This window comes from Candidatus Bathyarchaeota archaeon, from assembly GCA_026014725.1.
In the GTDB taxonomy this organism is placed as follows: domain Archaea; phylum Thermoproteota; class Bathyarchaeia; order Bathyarchaeales; family Bathycorpusculaceae; genus Bathycorpusculum.
The window spans coordinates 133,089-150,508 of sequence record JAOZHV010000052.1 but is presented as its reverse complement, the minus strand read 5'-3'; the positions used below and the strand labels follow the sequence as shown (position 1 = coordinate 150,508).

At 46.7% G+C, this 17,420-nt stretch carries 23 protein-coding genes and 1 tRNA gene; 16 read left to right on the top strand and 8 right to left on the bottom strand.

Going from position 1 to position 17,420, the window contains the following annotated elements:
• Positions 1-8 precede the first annotated feature (8 nt).
• The 7 genes from NWE95_11200 to NWE95_11170 all read right to left on the bottom strand — a co-directional run bounded on the left by NWE95_11200 (position 9) and on the right by NWE95_11170 (position 4,452).
• A complete protein-coding gene (locus NWE95_11200) occupies positions 9-170 on the bottom strand; it encodes a hypothetical protein (GenBank protein MCW4004465.1) in 162 nt (53 codons plus the stop codon).
• Between the two features lie 64 nt (positions 171-234).
• Positions 235-1,008 (bottom strand): DUF2110 family protein, encoded by a 774-nt coding sequence (locus NWE95_11195; GenBank protein ID MCW4004464.1) that lies wholly within the window; start codon positions 1,006-1,008, stop codon positions 235-237.
• Positions 1,005-1,535, bottom strand: coding sequence for an HDIG domain-containing protein (locus tag NWE95_11190; protein ID MCW4004463.1), 531 nt, complete (start codon positions 1,533-1,535; stop codon positions 1,005-1,007). The genes NWE95_11195 and NWE95_11190 overlap by 4 nt, the downstream gene beginning before the upstream one ends.
• Positions 1,528-2,040: a transcription factor gene (locus NWE95_11185; protein MCW4004462.1), complete on the bottom strand. Its 513-nt coding sequence runs from the start codon at positions 2,038-2,040 to the stop codon at positions 1,528-1,530. The genes NWE95_11190 and NWE95_11185 overlap by 8 nt, the downstream gene beginning before the upstream one ends.
• Before the next feature lie 84 nt (positions 2,041-2,124).
• Complete coding sequence (locus tag NWE95_11180) at positions 2,125-2,706, bottom strand: tRNA (cytidine(56)-2'-O)-methyltransferase (protein MCW4004461.1); 582 nt, start codon at positions 2,704-2,706, stop codon at positions 2,125-2,127.
• Positions 2,675-3,934 (bottom strand): GTPase HflX, encoded by a 1,260-nt coding sequence (gene hflX, locus NWE95_11175; GenBank protein ID MCW4004460.1) that lies wholly within the window; start codon positions 3,932-3,934, stop codon positions 2,675-2,677. Before hflX ends, NWE95_11180 begins: the two co-directional genes overlap by 32 nt.
• Entirely contained in the window at positions 3,928-4,452 is a 525-nt protein-coding gene (locus NWE95_11170; protein MCW4004459.1) for a multiprotein bridging factor aMBF1, read from the bottom strand. Before NWE95_11170 ends, hflX begins: the two co-directional genes overlap by 7 nt.
• 85 nt (positions 4,453-4,537) lie before the next feature.
• On the opposite strand from NWE95_11170, the gene NWE95_11165 reads away from it, so the two are divergent.
• Both NWE95_11165 and NWE95_11160 read left to right on the top strand, forming a co-directional pair.
• A complete protein-coding gene (locus NWE95_11165; GenBank protein MCW4004458.1) occupies positions 4,538-5,005 on the top strand; it encodes a pseudouridine synthase in 468 nt (155 codons plus the stop codon).
• 42 nt (positions 5,006-5,047) lie between these two features.
• Positions 5,048-5,413, top strand: a complete 366-nt coding sequence (locus NWE95_11160; GenBank protein ID MCW4004457.1) for a nascent polypeptide-associated complex protein — start codon at positions 5,048-5,050, stop codon at positions 5,411-5,413.
• Between the two features lie 96 nt (positions 5,414-5,509).
• On the opposite strand, the gene NWE95_11155 is transcribed toward NWE95_11160, so the two are convergent.
• Positions 5,510-5,585: transfer RNA gene (locus tag NWE95_11155), tRNA-Met, on the bottom strand.
• Positions 5,586-5,712: 127 nt separating this feature from the next.
• Between NWE95_11155 and NWE95_11150 the strand changes: the two genes are divergently transcribed.
• The 14 genes from NWE95_11150 (at position 5,713) to NWE95_11085 (ending at position 17,368) form a co-directional block, all read left to right on the top strand.
• Positions 5,713-6,384, top strand: a complete 672-nt coding sequence (locus NWE95_11150) for a PAC2 family protein (protein MCW4004456.1) — start codon at positions 5,713-5,715, stop codon at positions 6,382-6,384.
• 13 nt (positions 6,385-6,397) lie between these two features.
• Positions 6,398-6,631: a hypothetical protein gene (locus NWE95_11145; protein MCW4004455.1), complete on the top strand. Its 234-nt coding sequence runs from the start codon at positions 6,398-6,400 to the stop codon at positions 6,629-6,631.
• Positions 6,632-6,996: 365 nt separating this feature from the next.
• On the top strand, positions 6,997-7,581 hold the full coding sequence (locus NWE95_11140) for a hypothetical protein (protein ID MCW4004454.1): 585 nt from the start codon (positions 6,997-6,999) through the stop codon (positions 7,579-7,581).
• 240 nt (positions 7,582-7,821) lie between these two features.
• Complete coding sequence (gene hisG / locus NWE95_11135) at positions 7,822-8,817, top strand: ATP phosphoribosyltransferase (protein ID MCW4004453.1); 996 nt, start codon at positions 7,822-7,824, stop codon at positions 8,815-8,817.
• Positions 8,799-10,097: a histidinol dehydrogenase gene (hisD, locus tag NWE95_11130; protein ID MCW4004452.1), complete on the top strand. Its 1,299-nt coding sequence runs from the start codon at positions 8,799-8,801 to the stop codon at positions 10,095-10,097. The genes hisG and hisD overlap by 19 nt, the downstream gene beginning before the upstream one ends.
• Positions 10,094-11,212 (top strand): histidinol-phosphate transaminase, encoded by a 1,119-nt coding sequence (gene hisC, locus NWE95_11125; protein MCW4004451.1) that lies wholly within the window; start codon positions 10,094-10,096, stop codon positions 11,210-11,212. Before hisD ends, hisC begins: the two co-directional genes overlap by 4 nt.
• A 1-nt stretch (position 11,213) precedes the next feature.
• Complete coding sequence (hisB, locus tag NWE95_11120; GenBank protein ID MCW4004450.1) at positions 11,214-11,789, top strand: imidazoleglycerol-phosphate dehydratase HisB; 576 nt, start codon at positions 11,214-11,216, stop codon at positions 11,787-11,789.
• Positions 11,790-12,395, top strand: a complete 606-nt coding sequence (gene hisH, locus NWE95_11115; protein ID MCW4004449.1) for an imidazole glycerol phosphate synthase subunit HisH — start codon at positions 11,790-11,792, stop codon at positions 12,393-12,395.
• Between the two features lie 6 nt (positions 12,396-12,401).
• Positions 12,402-13,127, top strand: coding sequence for a 1-(5-phosphoribosyl)-5-[(5-phosphoribosylamino)methylideneamino]imidazole-4-carboxamide isomerase (hisA, locus tag NWE95_11110; GenBank protein MCW4004448.1), 726 nt, complete (start codon positions 12,402-12,404; stop codon positions 13,125-13,127).
• A gap of 3 nt (positions 13,128-13,130) precedes the next feature.
• Positions 13,131-13,934, top strand: a complete 804-nt coding sequence (gene hisF / locus NWE95_11105) for an imidazole glycerol phosphate synthase subunit HisF (protein ID MCW4004447.1) — start codon at positions 13,131-13,133, stop codon at positions 13,932-13,934.
• The gene (hisI, locus tag NWE95_11100; protein MCW4004446.1) at positions 13,931-14,263 is read left to right on the top strand and encodes a phosphoribosyl-AMP cyclohydrolase; all 333 of its coding nucleotides are present in this window, start codon (positions 13,931-13,933) and stop codon (positions 14,261-14,263) included. The genes hisF and hisI overlap by 4 nt, the downstream gene beginning before the upstream one ends.
• A 47-nt stretch (positions 14,264-14,310) precedes the next feature.
• The gene (gene amrS / locus NWE95_11095; GenBank protein MCW4004445.1) at positions 14,311-15,366 is read left to right on the top strand and encodes an AmmeMemoRadiSam system radical SAM enzyme; all 1,056 of its coding nucleotides are present in this window, start codon (positions 14,311-14,313) and stop codon (positions 15,364-15,366) included.
• A 30-nt stretch (positions 15,367-15,396) separates the two neighbouring features.
• On the top strand, positions 15,397-16,476 hold the full coding sequence (locus NWE95_11090) for a radical SAM protein (GenBank protein ID MCW4004444.1): 1,080 nt from the start codon (positions 15,397-15,399) through the stop codon (positions 16,474-16,476).
• Positions 16,477-16,525: 49 nt separating this feature from the next.
• Positions 16,526-17,368: a coenzyme F420-0:L-glutamate ligase gene (locus NWE95_11085; protein ID MCW4004443.1), complete on the top strand. Its 843-nt coding sequence runs from the start codon at positions 16,526-16,528 to the stop codon at positions 17,366-17,368.
• Positions 17,369-17,420 lie beyond the last annotated feature (52 nt).

Here is a 17,420-nt window from a genome sequence, read left to right as displayed (position 1 = left end):
TTAGTGTTTTATCTTATTGCTTCGTCTAGTTTCGAGTCGCGCCGCGTTCGAGTAACCTCTTTGAATAATTCGAGGCACTCCTCTTTTGTTGGTGCTTCAACGCCTATGCTGCCATAAGCTCCGATATCTATCCGATATTTTCTTCTCTCTCTATCTTCACTTTGACTCATGAACCCCTCTCCCTCTCATAATTCATTTTTGGATTATAGAGCGTTCAACTATTTATGTACCAGATTATAAGGTTAATCCCTGTTCACCCAGAAAACTAACGCTTTTCTTGGCACTAAAGACAACAAAAACAGAATGTTTCAAGTACCCCCCAATTCTTGGAATAACTCCAGTCGCATCAGTCCCAAGCTTACACGTTAAAGCATGCTCAAAAAATCCAAGCGCTTCCAAATCGATAACATCCCTGTCTAGCCTTGTTCGCTCCAGCACAGAATCAACCGTGCCGCGGGCTGCACCCAAAATAATCAGTCTATCCAAAAGCGATTGCTGCCACCCCAGCAACTTTTCAACTTGCGGCTTTGATAATTCTGTGCCTAACCCTTCCGCCTCTTCGCCAATTTCTTTAACGCTTAAAGGCAACCCTTCAGCCAACCCGAAGGCATCAACAATTTTTTTGAAGGCAACCTCTTTGCCCTCTGCAAGTTGAGCTTGCAAACGCGACAAAGGAACAATTGCATGCATCGTTTTGGGCTCGAAAATTCCAACGTCAACTTTTAGTTCCTGCTTGGTTTGGTCAATCTTTGAAATGTAACCTTTCAAGACTGGCTGGTTTTTTGCGTTCTCGAGAGTTGTGGGGCATGTGCCGATTTCCTTGTTGATGTAGTTTGCGGCTATGGTTTCATCTTCGCCTGAGAGGGAAACTTGAACCCACTTGTTGATCGGGTTGCCTAAAACTTTAGCTTCAACGTCTAAGTCTTCGAATTCTGCTGATAGCAAGTCACCTACTTGTCTTAGTTGGCCTGTGTTTGAAGCTTTAACCAGCAACGTTAAGATGGTCATTTTTCATTGCCAAGCAAGTTAGTCATTTCTTGATGAAGCAATCCAACTCTTTGGGCAGCCTCACTCTTGTTTTCCTCTCGAAGCCGCTTAATTTCTGTTTCGATTGAAATTCGCTCTGACTTGTCGATTAGCTTGTCAGCGTATGAAACAACCTTTTCCTCAAGCGACTGAGGCGTGTACACGTCTTGTGGCCAGCCAAGCCATTTTGCTTCCTCTGCCGTGATGCCAGCACCGACATGACGCTTGATTACCTTGATAATAGATTCTGGTAACCCTATGGACTTTGCGATTTGCGCTCCAACAACCGCGTGGTCAACAGTGTGCGTTTTTGCGCGACCAATGTCATGGAGAAGTGCACCTGCCTCAACCAGAGCGAGGTTAACTGTTAAGCCTTTCTTTTGGAGTTTGTTTGCAATCTCTAAGGATAACTCTGCAACGGCTAGGCAATGGCTAATGACGTGGTCTGAGCAACCGTTGTCTTTGAGAAGGGCTATTGCTTGCTCCCTTGAAGGAAGCCTCTCACTCACCCAGTTCCTTCCTGAGCAATTCGACTTTTTCTGAAAGTCTACTTATCATGGTTTCGTTTCCAAAATGCACCAGTGGTTTGCCGCATGTGGAACAGTGAAAAACCAGTTCGACGGCTTCTTCGAACGGAACCCGTTTGCACTCTGGGCTGCCGCAGTAGTAGAAATCGTGGTTTTTCTCATATTCCAGTCTAACGTTGAGTTTTTCCAGAACACGGCGTTTCTGGCTTAAAATGAAGCCTTCAAGCTGGTCTGGTTGAAGCTTCCAGTGAAAAATAAACCAGCCTGTTTTGGGGTCACGTGTTCTACGGAGGCTAACAAGTGAGTGGTCGTAGAGTTTGTAGAGAATTTTACGAACAGAATTTAGACGTATGGCTGTTTTGTTCGCGATTTCATCATCAGTTATTTCGTCTACGCCTTTTAAATGCTCAATAAGTTTTACGGCATCTTCTTCGCCTAATGCCAAAGCCACTTTCATTAAAGTTGCATCATCAATAGTCGATAACATATCTGGTGTTCCTTTTAACACCTATAATACTGCTACATGCTTCCATAAAACTCTTATCACATATCTATGAAAAATCGACGTGAATTAACGTCGACGAGTCTTGATTTCTTTGCCTCTTTCTTTGGGAACAATCTCCATCTTAGCGTTCTGGAACGGCTCAGCAAGCTCTTTGCCTTCAAAGTAACGGTCCAAAAATATCGCAAGCGCCGAACATTCAGAGTGCGGCTGATTCCCAACTGCAACATTGAAATCCGAAACCTCGCTGGAGTAGAATTCGCCCGGCACCTTTTGGCTCCCAACAAGCAACATAACATCCTTATTCTGTGCTTTGATTCGGCTCAGCACATCGCTTGTTTGAATGTTTTCTCCGTAAGCGGTTAAGTGCACGATTATGCCGCCTTTTGCTTTCCAGTTTTGAACTGCCACTTTCCAAGGGGTTCCCATTTCAAAGTGGAATTTTCCGCCCCATGCCTTGCTGATTTTGGTTACAGTTTGTTCTATGTGCTTGTCTTGCGTGTCTGAAAGTATGAAGCCTGAGGCGCAAAGAGCCCGCGCCGTCAAAGCTACATGAGTAGTTAATCGCACGTCACGTTGTGGCCTGTGCCCCCATCGCAGTACAACTATTTGGGGTTTGTTATTTGGTTGGGTTGGTTTGGAATTTTCCATTTAAATCTTTCACTTTCTTTCTCACTTGCTCCGCTAAGGCTGGGTCAGCCTCAAACACCACTTGGACGGAGTCGTTGGTGTAGTCTTCTTTTTTTATGACCGTTTTCTCATGCACCCACGACATAAAAGGCATAGTCTTGTTTGTCAAGGGCACGGAGAACTGGGCTTGCACGAAGTACTCGAGAATTTTCACAATTTCCTTCTTCAGAGTGCCGAGGTTTGTTTTGCATTTGGCTGAAATAAGAATCGGATTATGAACCTTGTCTTTGAGCGCTTGCACATTCTGCTCTACCACATCTTTATTCATTAAATCGATTTTGTTTAGGGCGGTGATGAGCGGTATTCCTGAGGCTCCAAGGCGCTCGATGGTTTCAAGGCAGATGTTATTTTTCTTCTCTATGGTTTGGATTGGCTCATTTAAATCAATGACCAAAATGATTAGGTCTGAGTAGATGGTTTCTTCCAGTGTTGAATGGAACGCCTCAATCAGCGAGATGGGCAAGCGGTCAATAAAGCCGACAGTGTCGGTTAATAGGAAGCGGCGGTTTGAGAACTCCACCACACGAGTTGTAGTTGAAAGCGTAGTGAACAACGCCTTGTCCACCCGTGCTGTCTCTTCGGCTAGAGCGTTGAACAGTGAACTTTTTCCTGCACTCGTGTAACCTGCAAGTGAAATGCTAAGAAAGCCCAGTTCTGCTCTTCGTTCCCGCTGGATTATTCTTTTCTCTCGGATTCTTGACAGTTTCTTGAGGATTGTTTGAACTTGCCGTTTTATGGCTTCTCTGTAAACGTCTGCTTCGTAAGCACCAAGACCCATAAAGCCAGGCTGCTCGCTTCCTTTGGATAGTCGCACTTTTTCTTTGGCGTGCTTTAGCTCGTTTTGCAGGGTGGCAAGTTGAATCTGCAGTTGCGCTTCGGTTGTTGTGGCTCGTTTAGTAAAGATTTCTAAGATGAGTTGGAAGCGGTCTATGACTTCGACACGAGTTGCCTTAGCAAGGTTATATGTCTGCAGGGTTCGCAGGGGGTTGTCGAAAATTACTTTTTCTGCACCTGTTTCCTTAACCATAGTGGCCAGTTCTTCGACTTTTCCAGCGCCAATCTGGTAACGGGCATCAGGCCTTCGAGTTTGCTCTAAAACTCCAACAATAGTGTAACCAGCGGATTGCGCCAATTTTTTGAGTTCATCTAAGCTTGATTCTTCACGATTAAGCCTACGCTGGACTAGGATGGCTTTCGTTCTGTGGAAGCCTCCCCTTTCTTATCCATCTCAATGAGGTCCCCCAAAGTCAATTCTTGACTTGTAGCTTTAGGCAAAGTGGTTACTTTTTCTTCAGAAACAGGGACAAGTAGCTTGATTTTTAGCATGTGTTCAAGTTTTGATGCAAGTTGATTGTTTGGCGCCATCTTTCCCGCTTCAAGATTTCGCAGAACTGAGGCTTTTTCATTGATTTTTTTGCCGAGTTCCTCATGGCTTAAGGCTAGTTTTTCTCTTGCTGCTTTTATTTTGTTAGCATAATCTTCGGTTACTTCTTGTGTAATCTCAACCTTGGCGACGATTGGTCGCTTCGGAACCACGCTGATTGGCGCCTGCGGTTTAGCTGTGACTTTTTTAGGGAGGTCTGCTTCTTCGTGCAGGATTACTTTTCCGTGCTTGGAGCATTCGACGCATACTGTTAGTTTTGCTCCCTCGATGATTGCGCGTATGGGTTCGGTGTGTATTTTACGTCCGCAGACTTCGCATCTCATTGTGACCTTTCACCTTTCAGTGTCTTTATTACCTTGTTATGTTTATACTTGTCGAAATATCAACAAAAGAATATGATGAGAAACGATGGAAAATCCAGTGGGCAAAGTAAGAAGCATCGCTGATTACCAGTTCGGCAAAGGCGTGGGTGAACTCCTCTTTCCAGATAATACCGAGATACAGCTGTCGCCTAGGACAGGCAGGATACGTTACATTAACCTAAACGGAGAAAGACTAGCGACGCTGCGCCCAACTGATGGAATGCTTTCGTTGAGCGTCAAAGCTGCACAGTTCATGGCTGAGCACACGCCTTTCGCCAAATGCTTTGTAACCGTGCAGAACGATGTGGCGCAGTACATTGCGGCTGGCGGAGACGTTTTTGCCGTTCACGTCGTAAAGGTTGACGATGAGATAGGCGCTAAGGATGAAGTCATAGTTTTGGATGAGGATAGGCGTGTTTTGGCTGTGGGGCGAGCTGTGCTCTCCAGTGGGGAAATGTTGGCTTTCAAGACAGGTGTCGCCGTCAAGGTCAGGCATGGCAGCAAGGAAAGCTAAATATATCAACTTCTAGCGTGAATACTTGGATAGTGAAAAGTTATGCATAGACGAATGAATCCTCGAGAGCAAAAGCGCCTGATGCAGCGCATGGGCATGAACATGGACTCCGTCGCTGATGTCCAACAGGTCATAATCCGAACTAACACTAAAGATATTGTTATTGATGAGCCTGAAGTAGCTATTCTGCAGGTTCAGGGACAAAAAATGTACCAAGTCATCGGCGGACAAGTCAGCGAGCAAGCGCCCTCCAAACGAGGCGTGGGGGCACCTGCTAAACCGGCGTTCAGCGAAGAAGACGTGCAACTGGTAGCAGACCAAACGGGGAAGAGTTTGGAGAAGGCTAAAGAAGCGCTTGAAGAATGCGGCGGAGACTTAGCTAAAGCAATTCTGCTGCTTCAATCATAAGACCTTTCTGTTGGCTAGAGTTTTGCTGACCTGCTGAAATGCAAATTAAGTCTTTTTTACGCTTTTTTGTGCTTCTTAGTAGAATTGAAGGATTAGTAGCGGGGAGTAGATTTGAACTACTGATCTCTGGGTTATGAGCCCAGCGGGTTAATCCTGGCTACCCCACCCCGCTGAATATTCCTTATATTTCGCCAGCGCACCTATTACTTCCTTCGTCAAATATTAATAGTTTCTTTTTCGTTTGTCGGCAAAAGCATTTTAGAGGGGAACATTGTTTTATTTGGGCGTGTGGTTTGCCGATGGATAAGCCGTATTTGCGTAAGCTTTCGAATCCGACGTTGGATAATCCGATTTTTATTCAGGGACTACCGGGCTTTGGCAACGTAGGCAGGATTGCGGCACATTTGCTCATCAAGTTCTGTGATGCGAAGCCGTTTGCGGAGTTGTATTCGCCTTCTTTTCCCGATTACGTTTCAATCTCATCCAAAGGCATTTGTCATCTGCCAAGGTATGAGTTCTTTTATGCACCCATGGAGAAGAATAACTTGGTTATCATGACGGGTGAGATTCAGCCTTCGTTTGATGATGTGGTTGCTCACTATACGGTTTGTGATGCGGTGATGGATTTTGTTGAAGAAATAGGTTGCCGCTTCATTGTTACGATGGGCGGTGTGCCAATTACTGAGGATAAGACTCAGGTTTACATTGCTGCTACGTCTCCGCGGTTGGCAACGGAGTTTATGGAGAAAGGCGGCGTAATCTACAGTAAGGGCAGAATAGTCGGTGGAACAGGCTTAACGTTGGCGTTGGCGAAGGAGCGAAAGATTGACGGCGTGAGTTTGCTGGGGACAACTATGGGTTTTAAGGCTGATAGGGGCGCTGGATTTCTGGTTTTTAAGTTTTTGATGAAGAGTTTAGGAAAAGAGATAAAAGAAGGATTAATAGAAAACAATGCACTTGAAGAAGAGTAAGTTGGGCGTTCGTATGATGGAAGAGAATGAGAATGTGGAAGTTAGCGGTATAGAGTCTAAATTCACTCGGATAGTTTTAACAATTGTTGCGGTGTTCTTGATTTTCGTTGGTCCAACCTACATACCATTCTTGCTAGCGAATGTCATCGGCATGGAGTATTTTGCTTCCATCGGCGTCGGCTTGGTGCTGTTCATTTTGGGGCTTGTTGTGTTGTTCTTCCTTATCCGCAAGAAGGTTGTTACTTAGAGTTTTGCCTCAGATACCCTAGAGTGCATCATCAATCAGCTTTTTAGATTCTTCATCGGCGACAAAGTAGGGCAGAACCTGTTTTATTAAGTATTCTTTTGATGTTTGTTTTTTTGGGGGTTGTTGGGTGTGACCCCCCTCTCCCCTCACAACAACAAGCAGTGGGTTGTGTGGAATGTTGCTTTTTGGTTTTTGGGTTTGGTTTGCGTTGATGGTTGGTTGTGGCGTTGCACAATCAGTGGTTCGGTTGCTTTTGTAGCATTGTTTTTACTTGAGGAAGTGAAGAGTTGGGTCGAGAAACTTGAGTTTTAATATGTTTGCTGGATGCATAAGGCATATTAGATATTGCCCGAAGAATACTAGTTATGCAGGCTGACAGAAAAGACCTCCCTGAAGACTCGCGCCACAGAGACGACGCCAAGCGAACCACGATTATTCTTGAAAAAGCCGAGCGGGACTTCATTGAATCGCTCCTAAAAGAAGGCAAAGAAGCAGGAATCAAACCGCTCATCTCAAAGATGCTTGACATCTACAAGAAAATGATGATTCATGACTGGCGCTACCCCGGCGAATACTACTGTGGAATAAGCCGCATAGCCTTCGTTAACGTTGAATTACTCAACATATTAACGCAGGAGATTCCAAAAGAAAAATGGTTTGATATAGGCAAGAAAATGGGCGATGCTCTTCGAGTTTCTATACAGTCAACGATTGGTGCGGATGCAAGTAAGCAGGAAAGTTGGGACGCCGTGTTCCACAGGCTCAAAGTTCAGGGGTTCGGCGACTTCTATTTGAAAGACAAGTTTTTGCTTCTCAAAACGCCGTTCATTCATGATTGCGAGATTTTGAGGGGCATCATGGAGGGCTTGTTGAGCGTTGAATTGGAGACTAGAACTTCGGTGCCTCCGATTGTTTTTGAGATAAAAAAGCGTAAGTCAGGCTCAGTTTAGCATTCGACAGTTAAATATTAGTAAACAGGTTTATTAGGAAGACAAGCAAAGGTGTCTTCCAGTGACGTATGATGAGGGATTGCGTTCATACAAGGCGATTGCGTTCATCCAAGTTAGCAATCGAAACCCCATAAGTACAATACCGTTTAGTTATTTGAAATTAGGCGCAACCCCACAGCAAAACGTTCTCACAAAACAAAAACCCCTTAGTTATAACTCTAAATTAGGTGAAAAAAATTTATGGATAAAATAAAATTTGCCATCCCAAAAGGCTCCCTAGAAAAAGCAACAGCCGAATTCTTCTCAAAATCAGGCTTCAAAATCGGCTCGTCAGAGCGCACATACCGCCCCAGCATAAACGACCCCCAAATCGAAATGAAAGTTCTGCGCCCCCAAGAAATCCCCGTTTTTGTCAGCGAAGGCTTACAAGACATAGGCATAACAGGAGAAGACTGGGTCAAAGAAAACCGTGCAGACGTAGAAATCCTTCAGAACCTTGAATACGGAAAAATCAGGCTCGTCATAGCTGTGCCAAAAAGCGTTCCTCAAGAAACCATCGGAGAATTCATGGAGGCTGTTTGGAGTCAAGGCAGAAACTTCCGCGTAAGCACAGAATACCTAAACATAGCTTCAGACTACATCAAAAACACGCCACAGTACAAAAAACGCTTCGGCAACGCTGAACCATTAATTGTGACGCCATGGTGGAAAAAAGGCGACAACCCAAGAGCCAAAATCTTCCTCTCCTTTGGCGCAACAGAAGCCAAGCCGCCAGAAAACAGCGACTGCATCATGGACGTAACCGAGACAGGCTCAACCATAGAAGCCAACAACCTAAAAATCATAGACACAATCCTCAAATCCAGCGCCATTCTAATTGCCAACAAGAAAGCTCTCGAAGACCCAGAGAAACGAGAAAAAATCTTCGACATAGTTGCATTACTCAAAGGCGTCGTGGACGGCTCAAAGAGGATTCATATATTTGTTAATGTCAAAAAAGCAAACCTGCAAAAACTGCTCACGGAACTGCCAGCCCTAAAGAACCCAACCATTTCGCCACTAGCAGACGACGCGTGGGTAGGCGTCAACACAGTCATCGAAAAAGACTGCCTAATTGAACTGTTACCAAAAATCCGCAAACTTGCGCAGGGACTGGTAGTTTACGAGCCGAGGCAGGTGCTGGCGCTTGACGAGATAAACCAGCGAGAGGAGAAGCCGTGCAGAAGGTCCAAGTGAGACTCTACAAATCCAAAGAGTTACCAGCCGACTGGTTCAAACGCCAACAAGTTGACCAAAAAGCCACCGCTGAACTAGAAAGCAACGTAAAAGCCATCATCAACCAAGTTAAACAGGACGGCGACAAAGCGCTCGTTGCGTTGGCGCAGAAATTTGACAAAGCCAACCTCACCCCGCAAACACTCAAAGCCACTGCTGAGGAAATCAAGGAAGCCTACAGCAAAATCACCAAAGAACAAGTCGCCGCAATCCAATTCATGAAGGAACGCGTCAGCGTCTTCCAAAAACAACTGCTAAACCAAACCCAAGTCACAACCTTCAACGAAGGCATCATGACTCAAACCGTTCTGCGCCCCATCGAAAGCGTGGGCTGCTACGTTCCAGGAGGACAAGCCGCGTATCCAAGCACAGTGGTTATGACTGCTGTTCCAGCAAAAATCGCAGGCGTGCCCCGTGTGGTTGTTTGCTCTCCTTCTGACTCTGAAGGCAAAGTGAACCCTCTTGTTCTTGTCGCCGCAGATGTCTGTGGCGTAGATGAGGTTTACAAGGTCGGCGGAGCCCAAGCTATAGCCGCTTTGGCATACGGAACAGACACCATAAAACCCGTACGCAAGATTGTGGGGCCAGGCAGCAAGTACGTGACAATGGCTAAAGTGCTGGTTTCAACTGACGTAGCCATCGACATGCCTGCGGGTCCAAGCGAAGTCCTAATCTTAGCCGACCAATGGGCTGATGCACGACTCATCGCCTACGACATGATTTCACAGGCAGAACACGGCGGAGACAGCGTTGCAGGACTCATCACAACTTCGCAAAAACTTGCCCAAGAAGTCCAACTCAACCTGTCAAAACTGGCGGCTGTTGCTCCAAGAGGAGAAAAAATAGTTGAATCACTAAACAAATACGGCTTCATAATCGTCTGCAAAGACATCGAAGAAGCTGTGGCGCTGACAAACCAGTTTGCCGCTGAACACTTAGAAGTCATAGTCAGCGATGCCAAGAAGCTTGCTGAGAAACTCGTGGCAGGCTTAATCTTGATTGGTCAGTACAGTCCTGTTCCGCTGAGCGACTACGCGAGTGGAACCAACCATGTTCTTCCCACTGGCGGGTTCGCGCAATCATTCTCAGGTCTATCCGCAATCGATTTCATGCGCCGAGTCAGCATAACGGAGTGCTCCAAGGAAGGGCTCGAAAAAGTCAGGGGCAACGTCAAAGTCTTAACTGACGCAGAGAACCTTCCAAATCACTACAAAGCAATAGAGGCAAGGTTTAACAAATGAGCGCATCCTACAAAAAATGGCTAAAAGAAAAAACAGCAAAACTGCAGGCAACAGACTGCTATTCAGCAGGGGTCACGCCTGAAGGATTAGCGGAGCAACTTGGCGTTGACCAATCAAAAATTGTCAAACTAAACTTTAACGAAAACTTCTTCATAAACCGAGCCAAGCAGTCAGCACTCATTAAGGAGTTAGCTGACGAAATTGACTTGCGCATGTACCCAGAAGACGAAGAAGTTAAGCTACGAGAAAAACTCACAGGATACATGGGTGTCCCAAAAGATTACTTAGTGATTGGCAATGCTGGCGACGAGTTAATCGACCGTACAATACGCCTCTTCATGGAAAAGGGCGACGCCGCCGTTTCATTTGCTCCATCTTTCGCAATTCCCCGCCTCTGCATAAAGCGTCTAGAGGGCGAATACGTTACGGTGCCGCTCAAAAGTGATTTCCAACTAGACGTGCAAGGCATGCTGTCTAAATTTTCAGATAAAACCCGCTTGCTGTATCTGTGCTCGCCCAACAACCCAACCGCCAACCAAATGAAAACAAAAAACGTAGAAACCTTAGTCAAAGCTTTCCCAGGCATCGTCATCTTAGACGAGGCATACGGGGAATTTGCTGACTACTCGTTTGTGCCAAGAATCCGCGAGTTCCCAAACATGATTATCCTGCGAACGTTCTCCAAAGCCTTCGGCTTAGCAATGCTGCGACTTGGTTACGCTGTTGCAAACCCTGAATTAGCGAAGTTGCTGACTGAGAAGTCTCCGCTTCCTTACCCAGTGAGCGGCTTCTCAATCCGCATGGGCATAAAAATGCTTGAAAACATGGACATAATGAAAGAAGCCGTAGCGGCACTGAAGGCTGAACGCGGAAAACTCATAAAGGCACTAAACCAAATAGAAGGCGTACAAGCCTTCGAGTCGCAAGCAGACTTCTTGCTGATGAACACAAAGAAGCCTGCGGATGAGGTTTACGAGAAACTGCTAAAGAGGGGCATCATGCTCAAGAAATGGGGCAAACTGCTCCAGTACGATAACTGCTTCCGCGTGACCATTGGCACACCCCAAATGAACGCTAAACTAATCGAGGCATTAAAGGAAATTCAAAGTGATTGATATGCGTAAAGAAGAGGTTTACCGTAAAACCAAAGAAACCGAAGTTAAAGTGAGCGTGAATCTTGACGGCGAAGGAAAAGTCAGCGTATGCACACCTGTGCCGTTCCTAGACCACATGATAACTTCCCTAGCAACACACAGCCTAATCGACATCAACGCCTCCGTAAAAGGCGACTTGGCACACCACTCTGTAGAAGACTTAGCCATAGGCTTAGGAGAAGCCCTAAACAAAGCCTTAGGCACACGCGAAGGCATCACACGCTTCGGCAACGCCGCCGCACCCATGGACTGCTCACTCGCATTCGCCGCAGTTGACCTCGTCAAGCGCCCATACTTCAAAATCGACCTAAAACTCCGAGGCAAAAAAGTAGAAGACATGCCAACCGAAGACATCGTCCACTTCTACGAATCCTTAGCCCAAGCGCTCCAAGCCAACGTACACATGTACGTAGAGTACGGCAGCAACGACCACCACAAAGCAGAAGCCGCAACCAAAGCCCTAGCCCTATCACTAAGACAAGCAATAGCCCTGGACCCCAGACGTAAAGGCGTGCCCAGTTCCAAGGGAGTCATCTAAGTGGCGAAAGCAGCAATATTCGACTATGGCGTAGGCAACCTGTTGAGCCTCAAAATCGCATTGGAAAAAGCAGGCTTAAACGCAACAATAGCAACAACAGCCAAAGAACTCAAAGAAGCAGACGCCATCGCACTGCCCGGAGTCGGAAACTTTAGCGCCGCAGCCACAAAACTTGACGCCGTCAAAGAAACCCTCCAAAACAAAGTCAAAGAAGGCACGCCACTGCTCGGCATTTGCTTGGGCTTGCAACTGTTCTTTGAAACCAGCCAGGAAGGACCAGGAAACGGCTTAGCATTCTTCGAAGGCAAATGCGTACAGTTACCCAGCACAGTTAAGGTGCCGCACATGGGTTGGAATACACTAAACATCATAAAACAAAACGAACTCTTAGACGGGATAGCGGACGCTTCGTACGTCTACTTTGTGCACTCCCTCTACCCTGTGCCAAAAGACAAAAGCATAATTTGCACCACAACCGAATACGGGGCAGTCTTTACCTCAACAGTTGTCAGCAAGAACATTTACGGTACACAGTTTCACCCAGAAAAATCAGGAGACATCGGCTTGGCGATGCTCAAAAACTTCGCCAAAGCAGTCGTGAGGTAAACCAAGATGCAGTTGATTCCAGCAATAGATTTGATGAGTGGAAAAATCGTGCGCTTAACCCGCGGCGAAGCCAAAACCGCCAAAACCTACGAAAAAAAATTCGGCACGCCCCTTGAAGCCGCAAAACGCTGGCGAGACGAGGGCGCAGGTAAACTACACATAATCGATTTGGATGCGGCTTTCGGCATCGGCGACAACCGCGCCGTCATCGCTGAGGTTGCAAAAAACATTGATCTGCCAATTCAAGTCGGCGGGGGCATCCGCAGTTATGAAATAGCTGAAAAAATTCTGCAGACAGGCGTCACTCAAGTCATACTGGGTGCCTTAGCCTTCAGCGACCCCTCAGCAATCACGAAAATCCAAAAGAAATTTAGTGATGAATCAGTCATCGTTGCCTTAGACAACAAGGACGGGCAAATAATGGTTGAGGGCTGGCAGACCAAAACCGCAATGACCGTTGACGATGCACTCGACAAGTACACTGCTCTTGGGGTGCGCCGTTTTCTGATAACTTCAATTGCACAAGATGGTATGCTCACTGGACCAGACCTGCAAACGCTCAGCGGAGCCGCACTGTATCCGAATGTCAAAATCATTGCGGCAGGCGGAATCGGCACCCTTGGTGATTTGGTTGCCCTCAAAGAAATCGGCGTGGAAGGCGCAGTTATCGGAAAAGCCCTCTACGAGGAAAAGTTTACGTTAAAGCAAGCCATACAAACCATAGGAGCATAAAAAATGCCACTAGCAAAAAGAATCGTGCCATGCCTAGACGTTGACCATGGAAAAGTAGTCAAAGGCATCAACTTCGTCCAACTCAAACAAGCAGGCGACCCAGTAGAATTAGCAAAACGCTACTCTGACGAAGGCGCCGACGAACTTGTCTTTTTAGACATAACCGCTTCACACGAGAAGCGCGACATCATGCGCAATTACGTTGAAGGCGTAGCAAAAGCTATCAACATACCCTTCACAGTGGGCGGCGGAATCCGCAACGTAGCCGACGCACGGCTCGTCTTATGCAGTGGCGCTGACAAAGTCTCAGTTAACACGGCAGCAGTTGAAAACCCAAAAGTAATTTCGGAGTTGGCTGAAGTTTTTGGGAGCCAATGCGTAGTCGTCGCCATAGACGCAAAAAGAAACAGTACGCCAAGCGAAGGCAAAACCATCGTGAAAACTAGCGACGGACCAGTATGGTTTGAGGTTGTCACTTACGGGGGAAGAAAACGCACAGGCATCGACGCTATAGCATGGGCTAAACGTGCAAATGAGCTTGGCGCAGGCGAATTCTTAGTCACTTCAATGGATAAAGACGGCACCGAAGACGGCTACGACATCGAACTAACACGCACCATCTCCGAGAACGTGAAAGCGCCAGTGATTGCAAGCGGCGGCGCGGGCGTCCCCAAACACCTCTTTGATGTGCTGACCGAGGGCAAGGCAGACGCGGCGTTGGCGGCTTCAATTTTCCACTACAACAAGTATCCTGTTCCTGTGGTGAAAGATTACTTGCGCAAGATGGGGGTAACTATTAGACCATGACAACAAACTATTTGCTGGAAAAACTTGATTTCAAGAAAGGCAACGGGCTCATTCCCGTTATAGTTCAAGACGCAAAGACAAAGGAAATTTTGATGCAAGCATACGCCAACAAAGAAGCTGTAGAACACACCCTCAAAACCAAGAAAGCAACCTACTGGAGCCGCAGCCGAAACGAACTTTGGATAAAAGGCGAAACCTCAGGGCACACCCAAAAAGTCATCTCAGTATCAACCGACTGCGACTATGACTCGCTCCTGTACGTGGTTGAACAGACTGGCCCAGCGTGCCACACAGGCAAATACTCCTGCTTCTATAACAAACTGCTGTAGTTAAGATTTTTAAACAAATAATCATCTATTCTCTTTTGTGAATTGTTTTGTCGTTACATGAAGCTATGCTCTACGAACGCCAAGAAGAAAGCAAAGTAAAATGTTGCTTATGCGCAAGGCGTTGCCTCATCAGTAACGGCGCACCCGGCTTCTGCTTAGTCCGACAAAACCAAGGCGGAACCCTCTTCACACTCAACTACGCCAAAGCCGTTTCCGCTGGCGTTGACCCGATTAGCAAAAAACCGCTCTCACACTTTAATCCTGGCGCGCTGGTGCTCTCGATTGCGGCGGCTGGCTGCAACTTCCGCTGCCAGTTCTGCGATAACTGGATGATTAGCCAAGAAAAAGAAATTGCGGGCAAACTGTTTCCGCCCCAAGAGGTGGTCAAATCAGCGCAGAACAGTGGTTGCCAAGGAATCAGCTACACTTACACGGAGCCCACTATATTTTTTGAGTATGCTTATGACACAGCGAAGCTTGCCAAAAAGGCAGGCTTGTTTAACACTTTTGTCACCAACGGCTACATGACGCCTGAAGCCGTCAAGACCATTGCGCCTTACTTAGATGCGGCGACTGTTGATTACAAAGGCGGGGCAGACCCTGATTTTTACAAGTCTGTTATGTCGGTTCCTAAAGTGGAGCCGATTTATGAGTCGTTAAAGGAACTCAAGCTGAACGATGTTCACATTGAGCTTACTAATTTGGTTGTGCCAAAAATCGGCGATTCTATGGATAATATTCGGAAAATGGCTAAGTGGATTAAGGATTACTTGGGCGAGGACACGCCGTTTCACCTGTTGCGCTTCCACCCAGACTACAAATTAACCACCATACCTGCCACAAGCGTGCAGACCATGGAGGAGGCTTACATGACCGCCAAAAACCAAGGACTAAAGTACGTTTATCTTGGTAACATGCCAGGCCACCCCTCAGAGAACACGTATTGCCCCAACTGTGACCAAGCAGTGATTAAACGCAACAGCTTCGAAATTGTCGAATGGAAACTCACAAGCGACATGCAGTGCCCCGTGTGCGGATACCGCATCCCAATAAAAGGCAAAGTGTATCAGAGTAACCTGCGATTTCCCTACTCACTGTTTTAGTAACAATCAGACGGGAATAAGCGAAAACTAATGCATAAAATCACAAGCAACCCTGCCTTCCCAGACGACAGATTAGTAAGGAAAAGTTTAGCCAGATACTTTGCCATAATTGAGAACAAGAAGAAGGCGAAATTTCTTTTAGCCAGAAAAGTCAAGGCTGAATTTGGCAGCGCCGATTCTTTGGAAGCGCTCTGGGAACAACATAAGCTCTCCACAGAGGAGTATCTAACTTTTGAGCGCCAAGTTGATGCTGGCATGAACTTTGATGCGGTTGCTGTTCCTGAGAAATCGTATTTTGATTTGAAAGTAAGAATTGCCCAAAAAATTCTTGAGTGCTGTCACTTATGCAATCGCCGATGCGGCGTGAACCGTTTGGCTGACCATCGGGGATTTTGCAACTGCGGCAAATCAATGAGTGTTTCAAGCATTTTTACGCATTTGGGGGAGGAGCCTGAGCTGGTGCCTTCTGGAACCGTTTTCACAATGGGTTGCACAATCAGATGCAAGCACTGCCAGAACTGGACAATATCACAATGGCAAGAAACGCCGCTGGAGTATAAGCCTGAAGAGTTGGCAAAAGAAGTGGAAAACCTGCGTTTAGAGGGTTGCAGAAACGTGAATTTGGTCGGGGGAGAGCCGACGCCGTGGCTTTGGCACTGGCTGGAAACTTTCAAGCATGTACACGTGAACGTGCCTGTGGTTTGGAACTCAAACTCTTACTACAGCCAAGAAACAGCACGGTTGCTTGCGGGCTTTGCGGATGTTTACCTTTTGGATTTCAAGTATGGACCAAGCGATTGCGCAAACAGGATTTCGGATGCACCAAATTACTGGCAGGTTTGCACTCGCAACCATCTGGAAGCCAAAAAGTATGGTGAATTAATCGTGCGTGTGCTAGTGTTGCCAGGACACTTGGACTGTTGCACTAAGCCGATTCTGGAGTGGATAGCCCAGAATTTAGGTGTACAAACAAGGGTCAATTTGATGTTCCAGTACAGGCCAGCGTGGCGTGCTGGTGAAGTCCCAGAACTGCGCAGAAGGCTAACGCAATCCGAGATGGATAAGGCTTTGCGGTTGGCGGAGCAGGTAGGGCTGGAGAACTTGGCTTAATCTTATTTAAGAGAAAGCCAAATTGCATCTCTGAAGAAAGTGCTCATCAATGACCACGTACTCTGCCTTAGCGGTTGCTACCTGTTACTGGAAACCAAACGACAACTACACAGAACAAATCATAACTGCCCTGCAAAACAGGGTGCAGAACGGTGATTTCGTTGTGGTTTCAGAGAAGGCAATCTCCACAGCAACAGGCAACATGATAGATGAAAGCGCCGTAAAACCAAGCGGTACTGCGAAAGTGTTGGCGGGTTTTTGGATGCGAATTGTTTGGGGTTACTGTCTTGGTTTTCTCTGCGGTTTTGGGCAACGGCTTTTGAAGCGTTTGCGCGAGTACCCATTGGAGGCTGGTAGTCGCCACAAGCAGGTTGCGCTGGAGCGTGTTGGTTTTTTGCAGGCGTTGATGTTTGGTTCCGAGGGCGGGATTGATGGCTCTAACTTGGCTTACTCTTATGTGAGTTTGCCCTTAGCTAACAGTGAGGCTGTTGCGGTGGAGATTCAGCACGAAATTCTTCACCGATTAAAGACACACGTTTGTGTAATTATTGCTGACACGGACAAAACCTACAAGTTCAGAAACTTCCTCTTCACGCCCAGACCCAATCCTCTAAAAGGCATACATTCCTTTGGGGGCACTCCCACGTACATTTTAGGCAGGGTTTTGAAGCTAAAGAAGAGTTCCACGCCCCTTGCAGTTGCAGGCTGCAATCTTTCCGCTGTCGAGGCATTGAAAATCACAAACATAGGTGACAGAGCCCGAGGCCCAGGCTCAGGGGCGACAGTGTGGGACATGGCTTCTCGTTTTGGCGTGGATGTTAATGCAGTGAGTTGGGAGATGCTTGGCTCCATCAAGCACAACCCTATCGTAATCGTCAGGAAACACCTCTAAGAAAGTTAATACATGACAAAACATTAATGCATTTGAGCTTGAATGTGGTTTT

What these genes read in the sequence shown, in the direction of transcription:
- NWE95_11200 (MCW4004465.1), bottom strand. Translation starts at nt 170, where the DNA reads ATGAGTCAAAGTGAAGATAGAGAGAGAAGAAAATATCGGATAGATATC.
- NWE95_11195 (MCW4004464.1), bottom strand. Translation starts at nt 1,008, where the DNA reads ATGACCATCTTAACGTTGCTGGTTAAAGCTTCAAACACAGGCCAACTA.
- NWE95_11185 (MCW4004462.1), bottom strand. Translation starts at nt 2,040, where the DNA reads ATGTTATCGACTATTGATGATGCAACTTTAATGAAAGTGGCTTTGGCA.
- NWE95_11180 (MCW4004461.1), bottom strand. Translation starts at nt 2,706, where the DNA reads ATGGAAAATTCCAAACCAACCCAACCAAATAACAAACCCCAAATAGTT.
- NWE95_11170 (MCW4004459.1), bottom strand. Translation starts at nt 4,452, where the DNA reads ATGAGATGCGAAGTCTGCGGACGTAAAATACACACCGAACCCATACGC.
- NWE95_11165 (MCW4004458.1), top strand. Translation starts at nt 4,538, where the DNA reads ATGGAAAATCCAGTGGGCAAAGTAAGAAGCATCGCTGATTACCAGTTC.
- NWE95_11160 (MCW4004457.1), top strand. Translation starts at nt 5,048, where the DNA reads ATGCATAGACGAATGAATCCTCGAGAGCAAAAGCGCCTGATGCAGCGC.
- NWE95_11150 (MCW4004456.1), top strand. Translation starts at nt 5,713, where the DNA reads ATGGATAAGCCGTATTTGCGTAAGCTTTCGAATCCGACGTTGGATAAT.
- NWE95_11145 (MCW4004455.1), top strand. Translation starts at nt 6,398, where the DNA reads ATGATGGAAGAGAATGAGAATGTGGAAGTTAGCGGTATAGAGTCTAAA.
- NWE95_11140 (MCW4004454.1), top strand. Translation starts at nt 6,997, where the DNA reads ATGCAGGCTGACAGAAAAGACCTCCCTGAAGACTCGCGCCACAGAGAC.
- hisG (MCW4004453.1), top strand. Translation starts at nt 7,822, where the DNA reads ATGGATAAAATAAAATTTGCCATCCCAAAAGGCTCCCTAGAAAAAGCA.
- hisC (MCW4004451.1), top strand. Translation starts at nt 10,094, where the DNA reads ATGAGCGCATCCTACAAAAAATGGCTAAAAGAAAAAACAGCAAAACTG.
- hisB (MCW4004450.1), top strand. Translation starts at nt 11,214, where the DNA reads ATGCGTAAAGAAGAGGTTTACCGTAAAACCAAAGAAACCGAAGTTAAA.
- hisA (MCW4004448.1), top strand. Translation starts at nt 12,402, where the DNA reads ATGCAGTTGATTCCAGCAATAGATTTGATGAGTGGAAAAATCGTGCGC.
- hisF (MCW4004447.1), top strand. Translation starts at nt 13,131, where the DNA reads ATGCCACTAGCAAAAAGAATCGTGCCATGCCTAGACGTTGACCATGGA.
- hisI (MCW4004446.1), top strand. Translation starts at nt 13,931, where the DNA reads ATGACAACAAACTATTTGCTGGAAAAACTTGATTTCAAGAAAGGCAAC.
- NWE95_11090 (MCW4004444.1), top strand. Translation starts at nt 15,397, where the DNA reads ATGCATAAAATCACAAGCAACCCTGCCTTCCCAGACGACAGATTAGTA.
- NWE95_11085 (MCW4004443.1), top strand. Translation starts at nt 16,526, where the DNA reads ATGACCACGTACTCTGCCTTAGCGGTTGCTACCTGTTACTGGAAACCA.